Annotated in this window: 23 protein-coding genes; 19 read left to right on the top strand and 4 right to left on the bottom strand. The window is 56.1% G+C overall.

Annotation, left to right across the window (positions count from 1 at the left end; genetic code table 11):
- Window positions 1-32: 32 nt before the first annotated feature.
- Window positions 33-512 (bottom strand): GNAT family N-acetyltransferase, encoded by a 480-nt coding sequence (locus ACILP3_RS03200; RefSeq protein WP_395615226.1) that lies wholly within the window; start codon window positions 510-512, stop codon window positions 33-35.
- Window positions 513-682: 170 nt separating this feature from the next.
- On the opposite strand from ACILP3_RS03200, the gene ACILP3_RS03195 reads away from it, so the two are divergent.
- Window positions 683-1528: a DUF1499 domain-containing protein gene (locus ACILP3_RS03195; RefSeq protein ID WP_395615225.1), complete on the top strand. Its 846-nt coding sequence runs from the start codon at window positions 683-685 to the stop codon at window positions 1526-1528.
- A gap of 19 nt (window positions 1529-1547) precedes the next feature.
- Here the strand turns inward: ACILP3_RS03195 and ACILP3_RS03190 are convergent, their stop codons facing one another.
- Window positions 1548-2681: a PQQ-dependent sugar dehydrogenase gene (locus ACILP3_RS03190; protein WP_395615224.1), complete on the bottom strand. Its 1134-nt coding sequence runs from the start codon at window positions 2679-2681 to the stop codon at window positions 1548-1550.
- 187 nt (window positions 2682-2868) lie between these two features.
- Here ACILP3_RS03190 and rimP point away from each other — a divergent pair, with 187 nt between their 5' ends.
- The 18 genes from rimP to phhA all read left to right on the top strand — a co-directional run bounded on the left by rimP (window position 2869) and on the right by phhA (window position 20892).
- On the top strand, window positions 2869-3429 hold the full coding sequence (rimP, locus tag ACILP3_RS03185) for a ribosome maturation protein RimP (RefSeq protein WP_395615223.1): 561 nt from the start codon (window positions 2869-2871) through the stop codon (window positions 3427-3429).
- A 3-nt stretch (window positions 3430-3432) separates the two neighbouring features.
- Window positions 3433-5043: a transcription termination factor NusA gene (gene nusA, locus ACILP3_RS03180; RefSeq protein WP_395615222.1), complete on the top strand. Its 1611-nt coding sequence runs from the start codon at window positions 3433-3435 to the stop codon at window positions 5041-5043.
- A gap of 31 nt (window positions 5044-5074) precedes the next feature.
- Window positions 5075-5731: a DUF448 domain-containing protein gene (locus ACILP3_RS03175; RefSeq protein WP_395615221.1), complete on the top strand. Its 657-nt coding sequence runs from the start codon at window positions 5075-5077 to the stop codon at window positions 5729-5731.
- A gap of 21 nt (window positions 5732-5752) precedes the next feature.
- On the top strand, window positions 5753-8302 hold the full coding sequence (gene infB, locus ACILP3_RS03170) for a translation initiation factor IF-2 (RefSeq protein ID WP_395615220.1): 2550 nt from the start codon (window positions 5753-5755) through the stop codon (window positions 8300-8302).
- A 44-nt stretch (window positions 8303-8346) separates the two neighbouring features.
- Entirely contained in the window at window positions 8347-8751 is a 405-nt protein-coding gene (gene rbfA / locus ACILP3_RS03165) for a 30S ribosome-binding factor RbfA (protein WP_395615219.1), read from the top strand.
- Window positions 8752-8783: 32 nt separating this feature from the next.
- A complete protein-coding gene (locus ACILP3_RS03160; protein WP_395615218.1) occupies window positions 8784-9062 on the top strand; it encodes an AbrB/MazE/SpoVT family DNA-binding domain-containing protein in 279 nt (92 codons plus the stop codon).
- Window positions 9063-9455, top strand: a complete 393-nt coding sequence (locus ACILP3_RS03155; RefSeq protein WP_395615217.1) for a type II toxin-antitoxin system VapC family toxin — start codon at window positions 9063-9065, stop codon at window positions 9453-9455.
- Window positions 9455-10036: a thymidine kinase gene (locus ACILP3_RS03150; RefSeq protein WP_395615216.1), complete on the top strand. Its 582-nt coding sequence runs from the start codon at window positions 9455-9457 to the stop codon at window positions 10034-10036. The genes ACILP3_RS03155 and ACILP3_RS03150 overlap by 1 nt, the downstream gene beginning before the upstream one ends.
- Window positions 10037-10042: 6 nt before the next feature.
- On the top strand, window positions 10043-10942 hold the full coding sequence (gene truB, locus ACILP3_RS03145) for a tRNA pseudouridine(55) synthase TruB (protein WP_395615215.1): 900 nt from the start codon (window positions 10043-10045) through the stop codon (window positions 10940-10942).
- A 19-nt stretch (window positions 10943-10961) separates the two neighbouring features.
- Window positions 10962-11231 (top strand): 30S ribosomal protein S15, encoded by a 270-nt coding sequence (gene rpsO, locus ACILP3_RS03140; protein ID WP_296201403.1) that lies wholly within the window; start codon window positions 10962-10964, stop codon window positions 11229-11231.
- Window positions 11232-11433: 202 nt separating this feature from the next.
- Window positions 11434-13755, top strand: a complete 2322-nt coding sequence (pnp, locus tag ACILP3_RS03135; RefSeq protein ID WP_395615214.1) for a polyribonucleotide nucleotidyltransferase — start codon at window positions 11434-11436, stop codon at window positions 13753-13755.
- A gap of 131 nt (window positions 13756-13886) precedes the next feature.
- The gene (locus tag ACILP3_RS03130) at window positions 13887-14066 is read left to right on the top strand and encodes a hypothetical protein (protein ID WP_395615213.1); all 180 of its coding nucleotides are present in this window, start codon (window positions 13887-13889) and stop codon (window positions 14064-14066) included.
- A gap of 119 nt (window positions 14067-14185) precedes the next feature.
- On the top strand, window positions 14186-14677 hold the full coding sequence (locus ACILP3_RS03125; protein WP_395615266.1) for a Fic family protein: 492 nt from the start codon (window positions 14186-14188) through the stop codon (window positions 14675-14677).
- Complete coding sequence (locus tag ACILP3_RS03120) at window positions 14574-15368, top strand: outer membrane protein assembly factor BamD (RefSeq protein ID WP_395615212.1); 795 nt, start codon at window positions 14574-14576, stop codon at window positions 15366-15368. Before ACILP3_RS03125 ends, ACILP3_RS03120 begins: the two co-directional genes overlap by 104 nt.
- Before the next feature lie 4 nt (window positions 15369-15372).
- Window positions 15373-17028, top strand: a complete 1656-nt coding sequence (gene recN, locus ACILP3_RS03115; RefSeq protein WP_395615211.1) for a DNA repair protein RecN — start codon at window positions 15373-15375, stop codon at window positions 17026-17028.
- Entirely contained in the window at window positions 17025-17594 is a 570-nt protein-coding gene (locus ACILP3_RS03110) for a hypothetical protein (protein ID WP_395615210.1), read from the top strand. The genes recN and ACILP3_RS03110 overlap by 4 nt, the downstream gene beginning before the upstream one ends.
- Before the next feature lie 29 nt (window positions 17595-17623).
- Complete coding sequence (gene ligA / locus ACILP3_RS03105; RefSeq protein WP_395615265.1) at window positions 17624-19639, top strand: NAD-dependent DNA ligase LigA; 2016 nt, start codon at window positions 17624-17626, stop codon at window positions 19637-19639.
- A gap of 383 nt (window positions 19640-20022) precedes the next feature.
- Window positions 20023-20892 carry a phenylalanine 4-monooxygenase gene (phhA, locus tag ACILP3_RS03100; RefSeq protein WP_395615209.1) on the top strand — a complete coding sequence of 290 codons (870 nt, stop codon included), beginning with the start codon at window positions 20023-20025 and terminating at the stop codon, window positions 20890-20892.
- A gap of 77 nt (window positions 20893-20969) precedes the next feature.
- Here the strand turns inward: phhA and ACILP3_RS03095 are convergent, their stop codons facing one another.
- Together ACILP3_RS03095 and ACILP3_RS03090 are read right to left on the bottom strand one after the other, a co-directional pair.
- The gene (locus ACILP3_RS03095; protein WP_395615208.1) at window positions 20970-21950 is read right to left on the bottom strand and encodes a 50S ribosomal protein L11 methyltransferase; all 981 of its coding nucleotides are present in this window, start codon (window positions 21948-21950) and stop codon (window positions 20970-20972) included.
- Window positions 21940-22632 (bottom strand): SDR family NAD(P)-dependent oxidoreductase, encoded by a 693-nt coding sequence (locus ACILP3_RS03090; protein WP_395615207.1) that lies wholly within the window; start codon window positions 22630-22632, stop codon window positions 21940-21942. The genes ACILP3_RS03095 and ACILP3_RS03090 overlap by 11 nt, the downstream gene beginning before the upstream one ends.
- Window positions 22633-22811: the final 179 nt, after the last annotated feature.

The raw sequence follows: 22811 nt of genomic DNA, 5'->3' as shown, positions 1-22811 counted from the left end.
GCGATACGTCCAAACATGCCAATCGTCAAAGTTTAGTCGGCAGGGCCAAGCATGCCATGTGTTGGCAAGGCAACCATTTCGACATTGCGCAGAAGCAAACGCCGTGGTTCCCAAGGTCCGGGTAAGGTCCAACCAGATGTGTCCTTGGCTTCAAAACCAAAACGGCCATAATATTCCGGATCCCCAATCATCACCATTGGCGCATCCTGCGGCGTTGCCGCGTTGAGCATCAATTGCATCAATTCTGTTCCAAGCCCTTTATTCTGGCAATGGGTGGCAACGGCGACTGGCCCGACCAAGATCAGATCGGCCATTCCAACGCGCACTGGCCAACATTGGATGCTCGCCAGTAATGCATTATCGTCCAAAATGCCAAAGGACAGATGGTCGATCGCCGTCATGCCTTTGCGCAGCAGATAGGCCGTGCGCATATGCCGGTCCGTCCCGAATGCATCATCGAGTAAAGCGTTCAACGCATCGGCGGATATGCCTGAAAGGGGGGTGTTATGCATATTGAACTGGCCGAGACTGGAACATATTAGCGGCGTCCCCTGTCATTGCGCACGATGTTTGTCCAATCGAATATCATGTTGCCGACAATAAAGCCGCCGTAAATTGCCTTTCAACGGAACTTCCATTAGCATGCGCCGCTTAGACGGTTTCGCCACGCAGGAGAGAGAATTTGACCGATCAGCAAACGCCCCATGCGGCAACAGATGCCACATTGTCACATGCTTCGGCGCAACCGCGGGCCCAAAAAGATATATTTGGCTATCTGGTTTTGATTACAGGTGTCGGGGCTTTGGTCTGGGGCGCGGTTGCGGCAGTTGGCACAGGTTGGGGTTTTTGGGCATATACATCGGGGCTGAAGGGCGTTGCGGGGGCTTTTCTTTTGGGGGTAGCTGCCCTTTTGATGGGTCTTGTGCAAGAGTGGCGCGTGCGTAAATCCACCACCCCACCCTTACGGGCACGGCGCTGGGTCGGGATGTTGGTTGCTTTGGTCTATGTTGGCTGGGTCGGAACCTTCCTTGTGAAGGCGCTAACGGTGCCTGCTATTCATGACATATCGACTGACCTTGCGGATCCGCCAGCCTTTCAGACATTGCAAATGCGCGCCGATAATCTTGATAATGTTCCCGGTGCGGACGATGCGAAAATGCGCGGCCTGACGCCGGAACAACGTTGGGCGATGGTGCATCAAAAAGCCTATGGCGATATCCGTTCGGTGCGCGTGAACGAACCGGTGGCTTCGGTCGTTGCCAAGGCGGAGCGTCTGGCCAAAGCACGTGGTTGGGATGTCGCTATTTCCTTGCCCGAAGAGGGCCGGTTGGAAGCAACTGAAACCAGCGCATTTTTTCAATTCAAGGATGATGTTATATTGCGCGTCCGTCCATCGGCCACGGGCGCGGGGAGCATTGTCGATATGCGCTCTGTCAGCCGCGTCGGACAAAGCGACTTGGGCATGAATGCCAAGCGCGTCCGGTCGTTTCTGGCAGATTTAACCGGAACGGTAACGGCGGCGCAATAAAGCACCGCCGCCCGTTGTGTTATTTCTTGGGGGTCAGCTTCAACAAGCGGCCCTTTGAGCCTGCACGTTCGTCTTCCAGCAACCAGATAGCGCCATCTGGACCCTGTTCGACTTCGCGGATACGCGCGCCCATGTCCCATTGGTCTGCCTTTGTCGCCTTTTCGCCGTCCAGCTTTACGCGCACCAACGCCTTTGAACTAAGGCCGCCAATAAACGCGCTGCCTTTCCAAGCTTTAAACATGTCGCCAGAATAGATCATGAGGCCGCCTGGAGAAATGGCGGGGTTCCATGAAACCTTCGGCGCTTCAAAACCATCGCCTGCCATATGGTCGGGAATGTTTCTGCCGTCATAATGATCGCCATTGGATACGGTCGGATAGCCGTAATTGGCGGCCTTTTTGACAAGGTTTAATTCATCACCGCCAGCGGGCCCCATTTCTTGGTTCCACAAACGGCCCTTTGCATCAAAGGCAATACCAAGCGGATTACGATGTCCGTAAGACCAGATTTGCGACTGTACACGGCCTTGGTCATAAAAGGGGTTGTCTGATGGGGCCATGCCGCCGTCGGTCAAGCGCACAATCTTACCCAGATTTTGGTTGAGATCCTGTGCGGGGTTGAACTTCTGCCGCTCGCCGCTGCTGATATACAACATGCCGTCCGGACCGAAGGCGAGACGATGGCCATAATGGCCTTGCCCCGAAACCTTTGGTTCCTGACGCCAGATGATTTGCACATCGGTCAGCATCGGCTTTGTACTTGTGACGTCCAGCCTGCCGCGGACCACTGCGGCGCCAAAGCCACCTTCGCCGGCCTCTGCAAAGCTGAGATAGACGAATTTGTTTTTGGCAAAATCGGGGTGGAGGATCACATCACCAAGTCCGCCTTGACCACCATAAGCAACTGCGGGAACGCCTTCTACATCGACAATGGGGCCTTCATTTTGCCACAGCTTGAGCTTCCCTTTCTTCTCCGTCACGAGGGCATATGCCGTACCGGGGACGAATGTCATGGCCCAAGGTTCTTCGAAATCGGCAAGGACGGCGATGTCAAATGGCGCACCTTTGGTGTCTGTAGGGGCGGCATCACTGACCGAGGGCTGGCAGGCGGCGGCCAGAAATGATGCGCCTAGCAGAAAAGAAAATTTTGACATGATCCAAAGCTCCATTTTATATTTGCCCCAATCAATTGGTGGGTGAGGGCGCGATGTGCAAGACACTTGCATATGAAAGTTTTCGAAGCTATACGGCCGGCATCCTTACATTGTGAGAATTTGGAAGGGCTGGCGCCGCTGGGGCCGGCGCGGAATTTCATTGCATGTCGAATAAGAAAGTCTGATTTTGCCTGATCTGGATAAACTGAGCAGTTTGATTGCGCCCGAGGCGGAAGCGCTTGGCTTTGCCTTGGTTCGCGTGGCGTGGTACTCCAACGGCGCGCAGGGTAGCGACGAGCCTACCTTGCAAGTGATGGCCGAACGTCCCGAGACACGGCAGCTCAATATTGATGATTGCGCGGCGCTCTCGCACCGCATCTCCGATCTGTTTGACGAACTTGACCCCATATTAGAGGCTTATCGCCTTGAAGTCAGCTCGCCCGGGATTGACCGGCCATTGACGCGTCTTGCCGATTTTTCCGATTGGGTAGGGCATGAGGCTAAGATCGAACTGAGCGAGCCGATGGATGGCCGCAAGAATATGCGCGGTGACCTTGCCGGAGTCGATGGCGAAAATATTCATGTCGATGACCGCAAGGCAGGTCGCCTTACCTTCCCATTTTCCGCACTTGGTCACGCCAAGCTGCTCTTGACAGACCGCCTGATTGCGTCGACTGCCCCCATCAACAGCGATGGGGCGGACGAAGTCGAGGCTGAACCCATTCACGACGAAGCACAGGAAGACTAGAACATGGCCAGTAGTATTGCCGCCAACAAGGCTGAATTGCTTGCAATCGCCAACGCGGTCGCCACCGAAAAGATGATCGACAAGTCGATTGTTATCGAAGCGCTTGAAGAAGCTATTCAGCGTGCTGCTCGGGCGCGTTATGGAGCGGAAAACGACATCCGTGCTAAGCTCGATACCCAAACCGGTGACTTGCGCCTGTGGCGCGTTGTGGAAGTCGTCGAAGAGGTTGAGGATTATTTTAAGCAAGTCGACCTGAAGCAGGCGGATAAGCTGCAAAAGGGCGCCGTTGTCGGCGATTTCATCGTTGATCCGCTTCCCGCCGTAGATTTGGGTCGTATTGATGCGCAGTCCGCTAAGCAGGTCATCTTTCAAAAGGTGCGCGATGCAGAGCGTGAGCGCCAGTTTGAAGAATTTAAGGACCGCACCGGTGAAATTATCACAGGCGTCGTAAAGTCGGTTGAATTCGGCCATGTCGTCGTTGATCTTGGCCGCGCCGAAGGCGTTATTCGCCGCGATCAGCAAATCCCGCGTGAAGTCGTCCGCAGCGGCGACCGCGTCCGTGCCCTCATCATGAAGGTGCAGCGTGAAAATCGCGGACCACAGATATTGTTGAGCCGTGCGCATCCCGATTTCATGAAGAAATTGTTCGCGCAAGAAGTGCCCGAAATCTATGACGGTGTCATCGAAATCAAGGCTGCTGCCCGTGACCCAGGCAGCCGTGCCAAGATTGGTGTCATCAGCTATGATAGCAGCATTGACCCCGTCGGCGCCTGCGTCGGCATGAAGGGTAGCCGCGTTCAGGCCGTCGTGCAGGAAATGCAGGGCGAAAAGATCGACATCATTCCATGGTCCGAAGACACGGCAACGTTTATCGTGAACGCGCTTCAGCCAGCAACGGTCAGCCGCGTTGTCATCGACGAAGAAGAAGGCCGGATTGAAGTTGTCGTTCCTGACGATCAATTGAGCCTCGCCATTGGCCGCCGCGGACAGAATGTCCGTTTGGCCTCGCAGCTTACGGGCCGTGGCATCGACATCATGACTGAAGCGGAATCGAGCGAGAAGCGTCAGAAGGAATTTGTCGAGCGTTCCGAAATGTTCCAGCAAGAGCTGGATGTGGACGAAACGCTTGCGCAATTGCTGGTCGCCGAAGGCTTTAGCGAATTGGAAGAAGTCGCATATGTCGACTCTGCCGAAATCGCTGCCATCGAAGGCTTTGATGACGGTTTGGCCGAAGAACTACAGAGCCGCGCACAAGAAGCGCTGGATCGCCGCGAAGAGGCAAACCGGACCGAGCGCCGTGCGCTTGGTGTTGAAGATGCCGTCGCTGAATTGCCCATTTTGACCGAAGCGATGTTGGTCGTTCTGGGTAAAGCGGGCATCAAGACGCTTGACGATTTGGCGGACCTTGCCACCGATGAATTGATCCAGAAAGCGCGTGAGCCACGTCGCAATGAGCGGAGCGATCGCGAAGTGCGGCGCAACCGTACCGAAGATAAGGCCGGCATATTGGCGACCTTTGGCTTGTCCGAAGAGCAGGGTAACGAAATTATCATGGCTGCTCGCGCGCATTGGTTCGAAGAGGAGGACGCGGTTGCAGCGGACGACTCTCAATGAGAACCGACACTCCCCAATAAGGAAGTGTATATTGTCAGGTGAGCATGGGACACGTGCCCAGCTCATCAGGCTTGCGCTCGGCCCCGATGGCAGTATCGCACCTGACCTGTTCGCAAAAGCGCCCGGTCGCGGCGCGTGGATTGGCGTTTCTAGCGAAGAATTGTCTAAGGCTCTGGCCAAGGGTAAGCTTTCCGGATTGCTGCGTCGGGCGTTCAAAACGGACAAGATTGATATCATCGATGACCTGACGGGCCGCATTGATCGCGGCTTGGAAAAGGCATTTTTGGACCGGCTCGGTTTGGAAGCGCGGGCAGGGCATCTTATCTTGGGTGCGGAGAAAATCGATTCCGCATCACGCAGTGGGCAGGTGAAGCTGTTACTGCATGCATCCGATGCAAGCGCCGATGGTAGCGGTAAACGCGACCAAGCATGGCGGGTTGGCGAAGACGCCGAGGGCACTGGAAAAGGTGGCGTGAAGCTGCCTGTGGACCGAGATGCATTATCGGGTGCGCTTGGACGGCAAAATGCTGTGCACGTTGCATTGATTAACCAAAAAGCGGCGGAGCGGGTGATGCATCATCTTGGACGCTGGCTAAATTTCAAAGGATGCAGTAATGCGCCATTCGATTCCGCTGCTTCGGCTGCGGACTTGCGGGGCAATGACGCTGACATCTCCGCAATTGACTGAGTAAGGACGGGTTCTGTTTCGATGAGTGATGAAAATGATAATAAGCCGACTTTGACGCGCAAGCCGCTCACTTTGAGCCGCTCGCTTGAGTCAGGCGAAGTGAAACAGACCTTCAGCCATGGCCGCACCAACAAGGTTGTGGTTGAGGTGAAGCGCAAAAAGCTTGTTGGTAAGCCCGGTTATGTGCCTGAGCCTGAAGTGGCGGCACCCCCGCCACCGCCGCCCGCAGCGGCGCCAGTAACTGCAGCGCCGGCACCTGCGGCCGCGCCAGAACCAAAGCCACGCCCCACGGGCAATGACATGCTCAGCCGTCAGGAGCGTCAGGCAAAGCTGTTGCGTGAGGCCGAAGAGGCGCGCTTGGCTATGCTTGAGGAAAGCAGCCGCCGTGAAGCGGAACAACGCGCGCAGCGCGCCGAAGAAGAGCGCCAGCGCGCCCAATCTAACCGTGAGGAAGCGGCTGCAGCGCCGCCATCACCACCAACACCCGCCGTTGAAGTAGTTGTTCCGACGGCAACCGATGTGGATGAGCCCGTTGCGGAAGAAAGCAATACAGAAGGTGCCGCGCCTGCGCCGCGCCGCTTTACACCCGTAGAAGCACCCAAGCGCCCAGAGCGCGAGCGTGAGGAAATCAAAAAGGCTCCGCACCGCCCAACCCGTGGTGCCGCCGATGACCGCCGCCAATCCGGTAAGCTCACCGTTACCCGCGCACTTGAGGGTGATGACGGCGCACGTGCACGATCACTGGCCGCGCTGAAACGTGCGCGTGAGAAGGAAAAGCGTCTGCATGGCGGCGGTAGTCGTCAGGCCCAGGTCAAGCAAACCCGCGACGTGGTCGTGCCGGAAACCATCACGGTGCAGGAACTTGCCAACCGTATGGCGGAAAAAGGCAGCGATCTGGTCAAGGCATTGTTCAAAATGGGCATGCCTATCACGATCAACGAAACCATTGACCAAGACACGGCAGAATTGCTGGTCGAAGAGTTTGGCCACAACATCACACGCGTGTCGGACGCCGATGTCGACATTTTCCACGATGACGATGTAGACGGCACCGAAACCATGAAACCGCGTCCGCCAGTCGTGACCGTCATGGGCCATGTCGACCATGGTAAAACGTCGTTGCTGGATGCCTTGCGCGGTGCGAATGTCGTATCGGGCGAAGCTGGCGGCATAACGCAGCATATCGGCGCGTATCAGGTGAAGGCAAAGGATGGTTCGGTCATCACCTTCCTCGATACACCGGGGCATGAAGCCTTCACGCAAATGCGTCAGCGCGGCGCGTCGGTAACCGACATCGTCATTCTGGTGGTGGCGGCCGATGATGGCCTGATGCCGCAGACGATTGAAGCCATTAAGCATGCCAAGGCCGCAAATGTGCCGATGATCGTTGCGATCAACAAGATCGATAAAGAAGGCGCAAATCCACAAAAGGTGCGCGAGCGCTTGCTGGAGCATGAGGTCGTGGTCGAAGCTATGGGCGGCGACGTTCAGGACGTTGAGGTTTCAGCGTTGAAGAAAACGGGCCTTGATACTTTGCTTGAAAAGCTTGCATTGCAGGCCGAAGTCATGGAGCTGAAAGCCAATCCAGACCGCGCCGCAGAAGCCGTTGTGGTCGAAGCGCAGCTTGATAAGGGCCGTGGTGCTGTCGCAACTGTACTTGTGAAGCGTGGAACATTGAAGCGCGGAGATATCTTCGTTGTCGGCGCGCAAAGTGGTAAAGTCCGTGCCTTGGTGAACGAAAAGGGACAGCAAGTGGCCGAGGCAGGCCCTGCAACCCCCGTCGAAGTGCTTGGCCTGACGGGTGTTCCATCGGCAGGCGACGTTCTGACCGTTGTTGAAAACGAAGCGCGGGCCCGTGAAGTTGCTTTGTACCGCAAGGAACAATCGACCAAGGTCCGCACCGCGCAAGTCACGCCCAATCTTGAAAATCTGTTTGATAACCTGTCCGCCACACGGGCGATGGAATATCCAGTGGTTATCAAGGGCGATGTGCAAGGTTCGGTCGAAGCGATCGTTACCGCGCTCAACAATATCTCGACTGACGACATCAAGGTCCGCGTATTACTGGCAGGCGTTGGTGGCATCACCGAATCCGACATGTTGCTGGCGGCGGCGTCTAATGCGCCACTTATCGGCTTCAACGTGCGTCCTAATGCCAAGGCTGCTGCCTTGGCGAAGCGTGACCGGGTGCGTTTGAAATATTTCGACGTGATCTATCACCTGACCGCGGACATCGCCAAAGAAATGGCGGGCGAATTGGGGCCAGAAATCATCGAAACCGTTGTTGGACGCGCCGAGGTCAAGGATGTGTTCAAGTCCGGCAAACGCGACAAGGCGGCTGGTCTGTTGGTCACCGAAGGGACGATCAAAAAGGGTCTGTACGCCCGTCTTACCCGCGAAGATGTCATCATATCGAAAACCACAATCGCATCGCTCCGCCGTTTCAAGGACAATGTCGACGAAGTTCGCGCCGGTATGGAATGTGGCGTCGTCTTGGCAGACACCAACGATGTGAAGGCAGGCGATATGCTGGAAGTCTTCGAGGTCGAGGAGCGTGAACGGACGTTGTGATTTAAGTGATCCTGACCCTAAATCTGCCCTGAACGGGGAATATCATGGCTAAACATAACGACACTGGTCCCGAAGGCCGCTCAGTCCGCCTGCTGCGCGTGGGTGAGCAATTCCGGCATATATTGTCCGAATTGCTCGCGCGCGACGAAGTGCATGACGATGTCCTTAACAGCCACAGCGTAAGCGTGACCGAAGTCCGCATGTCCCCGGATTTACGCCATGCAACGGCTTTCATTAAACCATTATTGGGTGCAAATGAGGAAAAGGTGCTTAAGGCCCTGCGCACCAATACCGCATTTTTCCAAAAGGAAGTCGCGTCGCGGGTCAGCATGAAATATGCGGCAAAGCTAAAATTCTTGGCGGATGACAGTTTTGACCAGGCAACGCATATTGAGGGTCTGTTGGCGCAGCCAAAGGTTCAACAGGACCTGACCGATAGTGAAGATTGACACAGGCTTAGGTAAGACGTATCTTACCTCTCATGAGCCAGCAAACTACCGTATCGTCAAAGGGCCAAGTCGTCATACCTAAGGATGTGCGCGATAGGCTTAAGCTGGTGCCCGGCACTGCCTTGGATATCATCGAATCTGGCGGCGGTATGTTCCTAAAAATAGCGTCAGGTTCCCAAAAGCGCAGTTTTGCCGAATGCGACGCGGCAGTCCGTCAAGCCATTCAATATGAAGGGCCCCGCTTTACGGATGAACAAGAAAAGCAAGCCATCGCGGACATGTTCAAAAAATCGCCCAAGTTCGACGATTAGATGGACGTTGTCGATACGAACATTCTGGCCAGATATTTTCTGGACGACGACCGCGAACAGTCGCCGCGAGCACGTGCAATATTGATGCACGGGGCATTTGTTAGCAATTCGGTCATATTGGAAACCGCGTGGCTTTTGCAATCCCGATACAATCAATCGCCAAAGGCGATTTCGACTGCATTGCTTGCGCTTATTGCGATGCCAGACGTCGTTGTGTCCGATCTTGCCCGCCTATCTTGGGCTTTGACACGCTATGCCGACGGCGCGGATGTTGGTGACATGCTTCATTTGGTTGAAGCGGCGGGTCATGATTGTTTCCTGACCTTTGACCGCGAGCTCGCAAAACAGGCTGGCGATGCAACGCCCATTCAAATCAAGGACGCTGGCAAATAATGGCAAAGCTCTATTTTTATTATGCATCGATGAACGCAGGCAAATCGTCGACCTTGTTGCAAGCGGCGTTTAATTATGGCGAGCGCGGCATGAAAGTCATGCTCTGGACGGCGGCCATTGATGATCGGCCCGGCTTCGGCGCGATCAGCTCGCGTATCGGCCTTGCCGGCGACGCCAGCCGGTTTGAACCGACGACTGATATCGAAAAAGCGGTACTTGCCCAGCACCATGAAACGCCCTTGGCGTGCGTGTTAATCGACGAAGCGCAGTTTTTAAGCAAGGAACAGGTTTGGCAGGCGGCGCGCCTTGCCGATGACGCTGGCATTCCCGTTGTGTGTTACGGCCTGCGTACGGATTTCCAAGGCGAATTATTTCCTGGTTCCGCTGCCTTACTTGGCATAGCAGACAGTCTTGTTGAGCTTAAAGGCGTTTGCGATTGCGGACGCAAAGCGACGATGAACTTGCGCGTGGATGAGTTCGGAAAAGCAGTGGTCGACGGCGCACAAACCGAAATTGGCGGGGATGACCGCTACATCGCCATGTGCCGCAAGCATTTTAATGCGGCGCGGGCAGGGCGATAGGCCAATATGCATGGCTGGATCATCCTTGATAAACCGCTTGGGTTGGGTTCAACGCAGGCTGTCGCAGCCGTAAAGCGCAATTTGCGCAGCGCTGGCTTTGGCAAGGTCAAGGTTGGCCATGGCGGAACGCTTGACCCTTTGGCCACTGGCGTCCTGCCCATTGCGCTGGGCGAAGCGACCAAATTATGCGGGCGTATGCTGGACGCATCGAAAACCTATGATTTTACGATCTGTTTTGGCACCGAAACCAGCGGTTTGGATGCGGAAGGGGAGATCGTCGCGACCTCCGACATCCGCCCGAGCCTGGCGCAAGTCAAAGCGGTGCTTACTCAGTTTATCGGCCCCATTGAACAAATTCCGCCTGCTTTTTCGGCGATAAAGATAGACGGTAAGCGCGCCTATGACTTGGCGCGGGCAGGCGAGGCCGTGGAGATGAAAGCACGGGCCGTGACGGTGCATGACATCGCCATCCATATGGACGAGACCATGAGTGCGTTGGGTTCCGTCACGCTTAGCGCCGATGTTTCAAAAGGCACATATATTCGAAGTCTTGCCCGCGACATCGCTTACGCCCTTGGCACTGTTGGTCATGTCGCGATGCTGCGCCGCACGCGGGCTGGGCCGTTCAGCTTGGAAAGCGCGATTTCGCTGGACAAACTCAATGCATTCGGCCAAGGAGCCGCCCAAGAAGACATTATCTTGCCGATAGAGGCAGGGCTGGTCGACATCCCGGCTCTTAATCTCTCCCCGGAACAGGCAAGGGCAGTCCAACAGGGCCGCGTCTTGACCGGGATTGCCATGAAAGATGGGCTACATTGGGCGAGGGGCGCAGATTTGCGGCCTATCGCGTTGGTGCAGAACGTCGACGGGATATTGAAAACCGTCCGTGGCTTTAACCTTACTTAATGATGTTCGAAGGAAAAATATGTCTATTACTGCAGAACGTAAAGCCCAGGTCATCAAAGAGCACGCACGCGAGCCTAACGATACCGGATCACCAGAAGTGCAAGTTGCAATCCTGACGGACCGTATCAATGCCCTGACGTCCCATTTCAAAGACCACCACAAGGACAATCACTCGCGTCGTGGTCTTCTTCAAATGGTCAACAAGCGTCGTTCGCTTCTCGACTATCTGAAAAAAATTGACGGCGCGCGTTATGCCGCCCTCATCGCGAAGCTCGGTCTTCGTAAGTAAATTCACTCTCGGCCCGCTTCGGCGGGCCGTTTGCGTATTGCGCCTTTCCAAAAATGAATTTCGGGAGCGCATGAAAAGGGCATCCCAGCAATGAGGCTGGACTGTCATCGGGGCGCGAAAATGCCCCATCCGCGGCGGATCGGTATTTCCGCAACTCAAGAGGCCCCGCATCGCATTGGGCATGCGGGTCAAAGGAAAATCTATGTTTAATACGAAAACTGTATCAATCGAGTGGGGCGGACAAACCCTGACACTCGAAACGGGCAAAGTTGCCCGTCAAGCTGACGGCGCTGTTATGGCATCGCTTGGCGAAACTGTTGTGCTTTGCGCGGTTACCGCTGCAAAGTCCGTGAAGGATGGTCAGGATTTCTTCCCGCTCACCGTTCACTATCAAGAAAAATATTCCGCAGCCGGCCGGATTCCCGGTGGCTTTTTCAAGCGTGAACGGGGTGCGACCGAAAAGGAAACGCTGGTTTCGCGTTTGATCGACCGCCCACTTCGCCCGCTGTTCCCAGAAGGTTTCTATAACGAAATCAACGCAATCGCGCAGGTTCTCAGCTATGATGGCGAGAATGAGCCTGATGTATTGGCGCTTGTTGCTGCATCGGCAGCCATGACCATTTCGGGCGTTCCATTCATGGGCCCCATCGGCGCAGCGCGCGTGGGTTACCTGAATGGCGAATATATCCTGAACCCAACAGACGCGCAGGTTGCCGAAGGCGACCTCGACCTGGTTGTGGCCGCGACTTATGACGCGGTGATGATGGTGGAATCCGAAGCCAATGAGCTTTCGGAAGAAGTCATGCTGGGTGCTGTCCTGTTTGCGCATGACGCGTGTAAGGAAGTTGTTAAGGCCATTATTAAGCTTGCAGAACAAGCCGCGAAAGAGCCTTGGGCAATGGCAGAGCAGGCTGATTTGTCAGCCGCTAAGGACAAGCTGAAGAAGCTTATCGGCAAGGATATTGCCGCTGCGTATAAGTTGACTGACAAGTCGGCACGTTCGAACGCTCTGAATGTCGCGCGCGCAGCGGCCAAGGAAGCTTTCACCGACGCAAGCCCGCAGGATCAGATGGCTGCAGGCAAGCTGATGAAGAAGCTGGAAGCAGAAATCGTGCGTGGCGCCATCCTGAAGGACGGCACGCGCATCGACGGACGTACCACGTCGCAAATCCGTCCGATTCTGGCAGAAACGCATTTCTTGCCACGGTCACATGGTTCGGCATTGTTCACCCGTGGTGAAACGCAGACCATCGCAACCTGCACCTTGGGTACCAAGGACGCAGAGCAGATGATCGATGGCCTTGGTGGCCTGCATTATGAAAACTTCATGCTGCATTACAACTTCCCACCCTATAGCGTTGGTGAAGTTGGTCGCTTTGGCGCACCAAGCCGCCGCGACATCGGCCATGGTAAGCTTGCATGGCGCGCGCTGCACGCCGTATTACCATCCAAGGAAGAGTTTCCTTACACCATCCGTATTACCAGCGACATTACTGAATCCAATGGTTCGTCGTCGATGGCTTCGGTATGTGGCGGAAGCCTTGCGATGATGGACGCTGGCGTTCCCATCAAACGTCCGGTTTCGGGTATTGCGATGGGCTTGATCCTTGAAGGCAAGGATTTCGCAGTTCTGTCGGATATCTTGGGCGACGAAGATCATCTTGGCGATATGGATTTCAAGGTAGCAGGTACATCTGAAGGCATCACCACGATGCAGATGGACATTAAGATTGCCGGTATTACCCGCGAAATCTTTGAAGCTGCATTGAACCAAGCCAAGGAAGGCCGCGCGCACATCCTTGGTGAAATGGCCAAGGCATTGGGCGAAGCCCGTGGCGAATTGTCGGCGCATGCGCCTCGTATCGAAACGATGCAGATCGACAAAGCGAAGATCCGCGACATCATCGGTACTGGCGGCAAGGTCATTCGTGAAATCGTTGCGACTACCGGTGCAAAGGTCGACATTGATGACGAAGGTCTCATCAAGATTTCATCGTCCGACATTGCGCAAATCGAAGCCGCTCGTAAGTGGATTTCGGGCATCGTTGAAGAAGCAGAAGTTGGCAAGATTTATGACGGCAAGGTCGTCAATCTGGTTGATTTCGGCGCATTCGTAAACTTCATGGGTGGCAAGGACGGTCTCGTCCACGTCAGCGAAATGCGCAATGAGCGCGTTGAGAAGGTTACGGACGTCGTCAGCGAAGGCATGGACGTTAAGGTCAAGGTTCTTGAAATCGACCCACGCGGCAAGGTTCGCCTGTCGATGCGCGTCGTTGATCAGGAAACCGGTGAAGAGCTGGAAGACACACGCCCGCCCCGCGAAAAGAGCGAGCGCAGCGATCGTGGTCCCCGTCGTGAAGGCGGCGGTGGTGGACGCGGTGAAGGCCGTGGCGACCGTGGCCCACGCCGTGATGGCGGACGTGGTGAAGGCCGCGGCGACCGTGGCCCACGCCAAGAGCGTTCAGAAGGCGAAAACAAGGGCGGAGGCGACCCCGACCATGTGCCAGCTTTCTTGAAGGATTAAACAAAAACAGCCAGCGAGCTGCACGGTGGGCCTGCCCTCCGCAGCTTTAGCAAAGGCAAGAGAGAAAAGGGGCGGCTTCGGCGGCCCCTTTTTTGTTTGGGAATTCACCAGCATTATGGCAGATTAATTCTATGAAACGGCAGCGTTCAAAATCCGTCATCGGCACCAAGGCCTTCGCCGCAATTACTGCAGTCGAAGGACTGAAGCTAAGTGCTGCAAGCAAGAATCGTCTTGCGGACTTGAAAGCCAAGGGCCTTAACAATGATGAACGCCGCGCTGAAATCATCCGTGCCTATCGAGCCGCACGATAATTGTGAGCGGGAGCGCTTACGACAGCTTTGAAGACCCATATTGCTTCAAGGGAAGCTTCGTTCTCAAAAACAGAGCAGGGCTGCGCGACCCTGATGCACTTGAAGGTTTCGAACTCGAAATGTTATCAATTCGAGCGGAGGAACCCTTACCCGAAGGTAAATTCGACCCTGCGCATTATTGTGCCGTACACCGCCATCTATTTCAGGACGTCTATATATGGGCAGGCAAATACCGGACCGTGAGGACGGCCAAAGACGGCAATTCATTTTGCTATCCTGACCATATTGCAACACAGATGGACGGCTTGTTTGAAGCCCTGAATGGTGCCGCATTTCTGCCCGGCGTACCTCGCCACACTTTCGCAGAAGCGGCGGCACATTTTTTGTGGCCATTGGGGCAACAGTTCATCGCCGATACACAATATTTCGGCCACGCTGTTTGCGTGTTTATGCGCCGTGCCAAGCAAAAGGCTTGGCGGGGCGGACAAGATTATCTAGGGAACATTCATGAACAAAAAATTCCTTATGCCCGTCGCGGTATTGGCCGCATCTTCCTTGCTTTCTGGGTGCGCTGCGCTCGGTCTAGGTGGTGGCGGGGCAAAGCCGGGTAGCAACACCCGTTATGTCGCACGCGACGTCAATACGCTGTATACGGCTGCAAAGGATAAGCTTGATAAGAAGCAATATGAAGTCGCAGCGGCGTTATTTGACGAGGTCGAGCGTCAGCATCCTTATTCACCATGGGCGCGCCGTTCGCAGCTTATGAGCGCATTTAGCTATTATATGGCGCAGAAATACAACGAGTCGATCCAATCGTCGCGCCGTTTCCTGTCGATCCATCCGGGCAACAAGGATGCGGGCTACGCTTATTATCTGATTGCTTTGTCTTATTATGAGCAGATCAGCGATGTGACGCGTGACCAGAAGATTTCGGAGCAAGCATTGGCCGCTTTGGGTGAGGTGCAGCGCCGCTACCCCAATTCGCGTTATGCGTCGGATGCCACGTTGAAGATTGACCTTGTTCGCGACCATTTGGCCGGCAAGGAAATGGAAATTGGTCGTTTCTACCAACGTCGTGCCTTGTGGCTTGCGTCATCCGTGCGCTTTCGTGAGGTGATCGATAAATATGACACGACGACCCACACACCAGAGGCGCTGTATCGTTTGACCGAAAGCTATCTTGCCATGGGTGTGCCGGAAGAGGCGAAGAAGGCAGCGGCCGTTTTGGGTGCCAATTATCCCGGCAGCGAATGGTATGCGCGTGCCTATAACCTGATACAGAAGAACGCGCCCGCCGCGTAATGCCATGCTAACGGGGCTTTCGATCCGCGATGTCGTGCTGATCGAGGCACTGGACTTGGAGTTTGCAGGCGGGCTTGGTGTGCTCACGGGTGAGACTGGGGCAGGTAAATCCATATTGCTGGACGCGCTTGGTCTTGCCCTTGGTGCGCGCGCCGATAGCGGCTTGGTCCGGTCAGGCGCGGACAAAGCGCAAGTTACCGCGAGCTTTGATGCGCCGGCCCATGTCGCGGCCTTCCTTGCCGACAATGACATTGATATCGATAGCGATGAGCCTTTAATCATCCGCCGCTCGGTGAAGGCAGATGGCGGCAGCAAGGCATTTATCAACGACCAGCCTTGTTCAGCAGCGCTTTTGCGGGAGCTCGGCGCTGCGTTGGTGGAGATCCACGGCCAGCATGATGATCGCGGCATGCTCAACCCGCGGGGGCATCGCGGATTGCTGGACGCCTTTGGCCGAAGTGACACCGCAACCGTGTCGGCCAATTTTGCCGCGTGGCAGGATGCAAAATCGCGTTTGGATATTGCCCGTGAGGCGCTCGAAAACGCCGCGCGCGACCGCGAATGGCTGGAGCATGCCGTGGCTGAGCTTGCCGCGTTTCAGCCTCAACCCGGCGAAGAAGAACAACTCGCTGGCGAGCGGTCGGACATGCAAAAAGGCGAGCGCATTGCCGAGGACTTGAAGGCCGTGCTGGAAAGTTTTGACGGCCCGAAAAGCGGCCTGTCGCTGATCCGGGGGGCGGCGCGCAAGCTGGACCGTCTGGCCGACGCGCACCCGTTATTGGCAGAGGCGCTGACCGCGCTTGACCGCGCGGTGATTGAGGCGAGCGAGGCCGAGGATAAGTTAAACGCCGCCGCGCGCGCGATTGAATATGAGCCTGCACGGCTTGATGAGATTGAGGAGCGCTTGTTTGAACTGCGCGCACTGGCCCGCAAGCATAATATTGCGCCCGACGGCATCATCGCGCTGCAGGAAAAAATGACGGCGCAGTTGCAGTCGATACAGGCAGGTGGCGAGGGATTGGCTGTGTTGGAAGCCGAAGTCGCGGCCAAGCACAACGCCTATGTCGGGTCCGCAAACGCCTTGTCTGCGGTCCGTAACGCGGCTGCGGTGAAGTTGGATGCCGCTGTGAAAAATGAACTTGCGCCATTAAAGCTTGATGCTGCGCAGTTTCAGACGGCGGTGGAGAGATTGCCGGAGGACCGCTGGACGGCTTATGGCATGGACCGTGTCGAGTTTCTGATTTCGACCAACCCTGGCGCGCCCTTTGCGCCCTTGGCGAAGATCGCATCGGGCGGGGAATTGTCCCGTTTCATCTTGGCGTTGAAAGTCGCATTGGCCGAAGAGGGCGGAGCCGCCACGATTATCTTCGACGAAATTGATCGCGGCGTTGGCGGCGCCGTTGCTGCGGCGATTGGCGAACGCCTTGCGCGGCTTGCGACCCGCACACAATTGCTTGCCGTCACGCACAGCCCGCAGGTCGCGGCCAAGGGGAAGGCGCATTATTTTATCGCGAAATCGAGCCAAGGCACGGTGACGCGGACAGGTGTTATCTTGCTGGATGCCGAAGCGCGCCGCCAAGAAATCGCCCGTATGCTGTCCGGCGCAGAGATAACAGATGAGGCAAGGGCGCAGGCTGTTCGGCTTTTGGAGATTGTATGAAGATATTTGGGATTTTGATGGCTTTGTCGGCAAGCGCTTATGCTTATGCAACGCCGCAAGCTTCGGCACAACCGGCGGACCAGTTTTTTACGCAAATGTCGACGCTGTGCGGCAAAAGCTTCCATGGCACATTGGCCGCTGGCGATGACAGCGACGCGAGCTTTGCCACGGCCAAGATGCAGGCCCATGTCCGCACCTGCACCGACCGCGAAATCCAGATTTCGTTCGACGTTGGCGAAGACCGTTCGCGCACATGGATCATCACGCGGACCGACAGCGGCCTGCGCCTAAAACATCGCCATATGTTAAAAAACGGCACCGAAGACCCCGTATCGCAATATGGCGGCGACACCGCGCAAGTGGGAACGGCCATGCGTCAGGAATTTCCTGTCGATGCCTATTCCAAAGCGATGTTTACCAAAGAAGGCCGCACGGTTTCGAACACCAATGTTTGGGCATTTGAAATCGCTCCGGGCCAGACATTGACCTATGAATTGGCACGCCCGAACCGGTTATTCCGGGTGGCGTTTGACGTGGCTAATCCTGTCAATGGAGCCAGTGAGTGACATCTGAGGCGGATGCTGCCAACGAGCTGATGCGGTTGGCGAAACAGATATCGTACCACAATAAGCGCTATCACGCCGAAGATGTACCCGAAATTTCCGACGCGGAATATGACGCCCTTGTGCAGCGTAATAATGCGCTAGAGGCTGCATTTCCGCACCTTGTCCGCGCCGATAGCCCCAACACGCAAGTGGGGGCGGCGGTCGAAGGCTCTGGCCTCCAAAAAATCACCCATGCCAAGAGGATGATGAGCCTCGACAACGCCTTTGTGGCGCAAGATGTGTATGACTTTGTCGCGCGCGTGCGACGCTTCTTAAACTTGCCCGCTGACGCAGAGGTCGCGTTAACGGCGGAGGACAAGATTGACGGGCTTTCGTTGTCGCTGCGTTATGAGCATGGGGCGCTCAAACAGGCCGCGACGCGCGGCGATGGCAGTGTGGGAGAGGACGTTACCGCCAACGTCGCTTATATCGCTGACATCCCGCAAAAGCTGAACGGTGATGTGCCAGAGGTCTTCGAAATACGCGGCGAAGTCTATATGGCGAAATCTGACTTTGCGGCGATTAACGATGCACAAATGGCCAAAGGGGGAAAGCTGTTCGCCAACCCGCGCAATGCGGCTGCGGGGTCTTTGCGGCAAAAGGATGCAAAGGTTACGGCATCGCGCCCCTTGCGCTTTTTGGCACATGGCTGGGGGGATGTGAGCGCGCTGCCCGCCGATACACAAAACCAGGTGATGGCGTCGATTGCCGCTTGGGGCGTGCCGATATCGCCCTTGCTGCGCCGCTTTGGAGACACCGCAGACGTTCTGGCGCATTATGCCGACATCGAACGCCGCCGCGCCGATTTGCCTTATGATATTGATGGCGTTGTTTACAAGGTGGACCGTTTGGAATGGCAAGAACGGCTTGGCTTTGTCGCTAAATCGCCGCGCTGGGCGATTGCACATAAATTCCCCGCAGAGCGCGCAGAAACGACGCTGGAGCAGATCGATATTCAGGTTGGCAGAACGGGCAAGCTGACGCCGGTTGGCCGCCTGATGCCCGTCACGGTCGGCGGTGTGGTTGTGTCCAATGTGACTTTGCACAACCGCGACGAAATTGCACGCCTTGGCGTGCGTCCCGGCGATCGGGTTGTGGTGCAAAGGGCAGGGGATGTCATTCCCCAGATTGTTGAGAATTTGACCCGTGAAACGGCGCGTTCGGCCTATGAATTTCCAGCGCATTGCCCAGAATGTGGTTCCGAAGCGGTGGCCGAAGAGGGCGAAGTCGATGTGCGCTGCACGGCCGGATTGATTTGCCCCGCGCAACGGGTGCAACGCCTCATCCATTTTGTCAGCCGTGGCGCGCTCGATATTGAAGGGCTGGGCGAGAAAACCATTCAGGAATTTTTTGATCTGGGCTGGCTGGAAAGCCCTGCGGATATATTCCGCCTCCGGCAGCGCCGTGCTGCCATATTGTTGCGTGATGGCTGGCAGGATAAGTCTGTGGATAACCTGTTGGCGGCGATTGAGGCAAAGCGTGCGCCCGACGGCGCAAAACTGCTTTTTGGTTTGGGAATCCGCCATATTGGAACGGTCACGGCGCGGGATTTGTTCAAGGCGTTTGGATCCGTCGAGGAAATCGGCAAGGTCGGCCTAAGGCTTGCACAGGCCGATGAAGCCGCGATTGCGGATGTCACCGCGATAGATGGGGTCGGCGGCGCGGTGGCCGAGGCATTGGGTGATTTTTTCCACGAACCGCATAATCTGTCCGTTTGGACCGACCTTTTGAACGCGGTGCAACCGCCACCTTATGTTTCCAACATCCGCGAAAGCGCGTGGACAGGCAAAAATATTGTTTTCACCGGAAAATTGGAAACGATGAGCCGCGATGAAGCCAAGGCACAGGCCGAGGCGTTGGGGGCAAAGTCGGCCGGCTCCGTCAGCGCAAAAACCGATCTCGTTGTGGCCGGCCCCGGCGCTGGGTCGAAACTGAAACAGGCTAATGCGCTTGGTATTCAGGTTATTGATGAAGCCGAATGGGCAAATATCGTGCAAAACGCTTAATGCTGTCGGCATGGGGCGGCGGCAAAACGTCCCGACCACATCCCGTCGCCTCCCAGATCGTCATCCCCCGACCCCCGACCCCCGACCCCCGACCCCCGACCCCCGACCGTCATCCCCCGACCGTCACCGCCCCCCTCAGACCGTCACCCTGAACTTGTTTCAGGGTCCATTTATCAGCCTAAAACTGCGGTCTATGTGGCACGATGGATGCTGAACCGAGTTCAGCATGACATTTGGGAGAAACTTGCTTTCTTATCACCGTCGCCCCAGCGCAGGCTGGGGCCTATCCCGCCTATCGGCAAAACGCGGCGTTCACCGGGCAAGCGCGATAGGTTCCAGCAGTTGCTGTTGCCATAATATGGTTTCAAGTGTAACCAGTTTGCATGGACCCAAATAGCCACGTTTTTGATACGCCGCCCGCAGGCGCGCATGCCGACTGGACAGTGCCCCAAAATTGGGAAAAGTTCAGCGCGGATGAGCATGGCATGTGGGACCGCCTGTTTGCGCGGCAAACCGCCATGCTGCCGGGGCGCGCTGCTGATGCGTTCATGCGCGGCATTGATGTGCTGAAACTCTCCCGCCCCGGCATTCCCGATTATCGCGAACTGAACGCGCGTTTGATGGCGGCGACGGGCTGGCAGATCGTCGCTGTGCCCGGCCTTGTTCCGGACGATGTGTTTTTTGACCATCTGGCAAACCGCCGTTTCCCCGCTGGCAACTTTATCCGGACGCCGGAGCAGCTGGATTATCTGCAAGAGCCAGATGTCTTTCACGATGTCTTTGGACATGTGCCGATGCTGGCGGACCCAGTGTTTGCCGATTATATGGTGGCTTATGGCAAGGGCGGGTTGCGGTCGCTTGGCTTTGGCGCATTAGACCATCTGGCGCGGCTATATTGGTATACCGTCGAGTTTGGCTTGATCCAGCAACCCGATGGACTGCGCATTTATGGCGCAGGGATAGTGTCAAGCTATGCCGAAAGCGTCTTTGCTTTGGACGACCCCAGCCCGAACCGGATCGCGTTTGATTTGCTTCGGGTCATGCGCACGCATTATCGGATTGACGATTTTCAGCAGAGTTATTTTGTGATTTCGAGCATCGACGAATTGCTCAATGTCACGGTGGAAACGGACTTTGCGCCATTATATGCGAAGCTAGAAACACTTCCCGACATAAAGGCCGGTGAAATCTTGGCAGATGACATGCTGCGCACGCGCGGGACGCAAGCCTATGCGAAGGGGGCCGGTCGCTGACCAAGGGAGGCCGACTGGCAAACCCAATTAAGGCTCAAGGTAGCAACACGGCGCTCGGGTGGCGCAATGCTGCTTTTCTACCATGTTCCAAAATCTCCGGGGGGTTGGCTTGTGCGACCAGAGGCCCGAACGGGACGTTTCCAACCATAACTTCTGCGCTTTACCAGCCACAGACAGGGCCAGTCGCCGCAGTCAACCCGCCTTTCAAGACGGAAACCCTGCCGCTTATAGGCGCGCAACACAGATTTCGCCTGCGTATTCAGGAGCCCCGCCAATATCAATGAACCATTGTCGCACAGTATATTCGCAATGGACGGTGCAAGCTCAATCAAGGGGCCAGCAAGTATATTGGCCGTTACAAGGTCGTAGGGCGCCCGTGAGATGACAAGTGGGTGCGCGGTGCCTTCGGCCACACAAAGCGCGAGTTGCCCCTGAGAGACGCCACAGGGGACATTATTGGCATGCGCATTATCTGCGGTGACGTCGACGCTGACCGGATCAATGTCGGAGGCCGTCAGATACGCCTTTGGCCAAAGCCGATGTGCGGCAAAGGCAAGCAAGCCCGTGCCCGTGCCAATATCGGCGATCATATCGAACCGTTTGCCAGTCTGTTTCATGCTATCGAGCATCATCAGGCAACCGCTGGTCGTTTCATGACCGCCCGTGCCAAAGGCGCGGCTTGCCTCAATCAGGAATGGCGTTGCGCCCTTGGGCACAATGCCCTTGTTGGAACTGGTGTGGACATAAAAACGCCCCGCATGGACGGGCTTCAAACCTTGTTGGCTCAACACGACCCAGTCGGCATCGGGGAGCTTTTCAATAACAGGTTTTGCCTTTGCAGCACTGTTTAAGCGATTGTGGATTGCCGCGATAACCGCTTGATCTGGTTCAACCGCAAAATAGGCATCCAAGCGCCATTTGTCGTCATTAAACGCCTCAACCTCGTCCGCCACTATGGTGGGCATGGGATCGAGCGACGCCAGCCATTCATCATCCTCATGCATGGCTTCGGCTTCTGCACGGGTGCAGGGAAACCGGACCTTCCAATTACCGGACATAGCTTGCGCCATTTACGTCGAGTACCGCGCCGGTCATGGACGGTGGCGCTTCCAAAGCGCAGAACTTCGCCATGATCGCGACCTCTTCGGGGTCGGCGACCTTGCCCAAGGGGATATCGGCCAGCAATTTATCGCCGCCGCGGCTTTCCAGATATTCTTCGGCCATGCCCGTCATGGTGAATCCGGGGCAGATGGCGAAGGCATAAATACCCTCTTTCGCATAAGCGCGCGCGATGGTTTTGGTCATCGCGACCATGCCCGCTTTTGATGCGGCATAATGCCAATGGGCGGGGCTATCGCCGCGATGTGCGGCGCGGCTGGCGATGTTAACGATCCGGCCTGATGCGCCACTGGCCTGCCAATGCAGCACCGCGCGGCGGCATAAATCCGCGCTAGCGGTCAGGTTAATCTGCATGGTGCGGTTCCAGCTTGCCAGCCATTCATCGTCTGGCCGGCAAACGGCGTTCACTTCAAAGACGCCTGCATTGTTGATGAGGACGTCAATGCGACCATCCAAGCCTTCAAGCGCCTTTGCCCAAAGCCGCGCGGGAACCGCCGGATCATTCAGGTCACCATCCTGACTGGACAGGGCAACCACCTTTATTGTGGCTGGGTCAAAGCTTGCGGCGATTGCGGCGCCAATTCCGCGCGAGGCGCCGGTGATAAGGATATGTGTTTTCATCGACGCTGCCTTTCACAGCGCAGATAAAATTTCAACTAAAGTTATTAGGAGCAGGACCCGTTAAATCCACTTTTGAGGTTTGAGGCCATTTTGACGCCGCGATGGCGGATTTATCTGGTCGTGAGCTTAAACAAATTGGTTCGCCGATTGCGCGTTTCGCAATGCGCAGGTCTTGCACC

Origin of the sequence: Sphingorhabdus sp. (assembly GCF_044239665.1) — a bacterium.
Lineage (GTDB): Bacteria > Pseudomonadota > Alphaproteobacteria > Sphingomonadales > Sphingomonadaceae > Sphingorhabdus_B.
This window is presented reverse-complemented; position numbering and strand designations above follow the sequence as displayed.

What these genes read in the sequence shown, in the direction of transcription:
- ACILP3_RS03110 (WP_395615210.1), top strand. Translation starts at nt 17,025, where the DNA reads ATGAAGATATTTGGGATTTTGATGGCTTTGTCGGCAAGCGCTTATGCT.
- rpsO (WP_296201403.1), top strand. Translation starts at nt 10,962, where the DNA reads ATGTCTATTACTGCAGAACGTAAAGCCCAGGTCATCAAAGAGCACGCA.
- rbfA (WP_395615219.1), top strand. Translation starts at nt 8,347, where the DNA reads ATGGCTAAACATAACGACACTGGTCCCGAAGGCCGCTCAGTCCGCCTG.
- ACILP3_RS03125 (WP_395615266.1), top strand. Translation starts at nt 14,186, where the DNA reads ATGTTATCAATTCGAGCGGAGGAACCCTTACCCGAAGGTAAATTCGAC.
- ACILP3_RS03130 (WP_395615213.1), top strand. Translation starts at nt 13,887, where the DNA reads ATGAAACGGCAGCGTTCAAAATCCGTCATCGGCACCAAGGCCTTCGCC.
- ACILP3_RS03190 (WP_395615224.1), bottom strand. Translation starts at nt 2,681, where the DNA reads ATGTCAAAATTTTCTTTTCTGCTAGGCGCATCATTTCTGGCCGCCGCC.
- ACILP3_RS03095 (WP_395615208.1), bottom strand. Translation starts at nt 21,950, where the DNA reads ATGTCCGGTAATTGGAAGGTCCGGTTTCCCTGCACCCGTGCAGAAGCC.
- ACILP3_RS03200 (WP_395615226.1), bottom strand. Translation starts at nt 512, where the DNA reads ATGCATAACACCCCCCTTTCAGGCATATCCGCCGATGCGTTGAACGCT.
- ACILP3_RS03150 (WP_395615216.1), top strand. Translation starts at nt 9,455, where the DNA reads ATGGCAAAGCTCTATTTTTATTATGCATCGATGAACGCAGGCAAATCG.
- pnp (WP_395615214.1), top strand. Translation starts at nt 11,434, where the DNA reads ATGTTTAATACGAAAACTGTATCAATCGAGTGGGGCGGACAAACCCTG.
- ACILP3_RS03160 (WP_395615218.1), top strand. Translation starts at nt 8,784, where the DNA reads ATGAGCCAGCAAACTACCGTATCGTCAAAGGGCCAAGTCGTCATACCT.
- phhA (WP_395615209.1), top strand. Translation starts at nt 20,023, where the DNA reads ATGGACCCAAATAGCCACGTTTTTGATACGCCGCCCGCAGGCGCGCAT.
- truB (WP_395615215.1), top strand. Translation starts at nt 10,043, where the DNA reads ATGCATGGCTGGATCATCCTTGATAAACCGCTTGGGTTGGGTTCAACG.
- ACILP3_RS03090 (WP_395615207.1), bottom strand. Translation starts at nt 22,632, where the DNA reads ATGAAAACACATATCCTTATCACCGGCGCCTCGCGCGGAATTGGCGCC.
- ACILP3_RS03120 (WP_395615212.1), top strand. Translation starts at nt 14,574, where the DNA reads ATGAACAAAAAATTCCTTATGCCCGTCGCGGTATTGGCCGCATCTTCC.
- recN (WP_395615211.1), top strand. Translation starts at nt 15,373, where the DNA reads ATGCTAACGGGGCTTTCGATCCGCGATGTCGTGCTGATCGAGGCACTG.
- ACILP3_RS03155 (WP_395615217.1), top strand. Translation starts at nt 9,063, where the DNA reads ATGGACGTTGTCGATACGAACATTCTGGCCAGATATTTTCTGGACGAC.
- ligA (WP_395615265.1), top strand. Translation starts at nt 17,624, where the DNA reads ATGCGGTTGGCGAAACAGATATCGTACCACAATAAGCGCTATCACGCC.
- infB (WP_395615220.1), top strand. Translation starts at nt 5,753, where the DNA reads ATGAGTGATGAAAATGATAATAAGCCGACTTTGACGCGCAAGCCGCTC.
- nusA (WP_395615222.1), top strand. Translation starts at nt 3,433, where the DNA reads ATGGCCAGTAGTATTGCCGCCAACAAGGCTGAATTGCTTGCAATCGCC.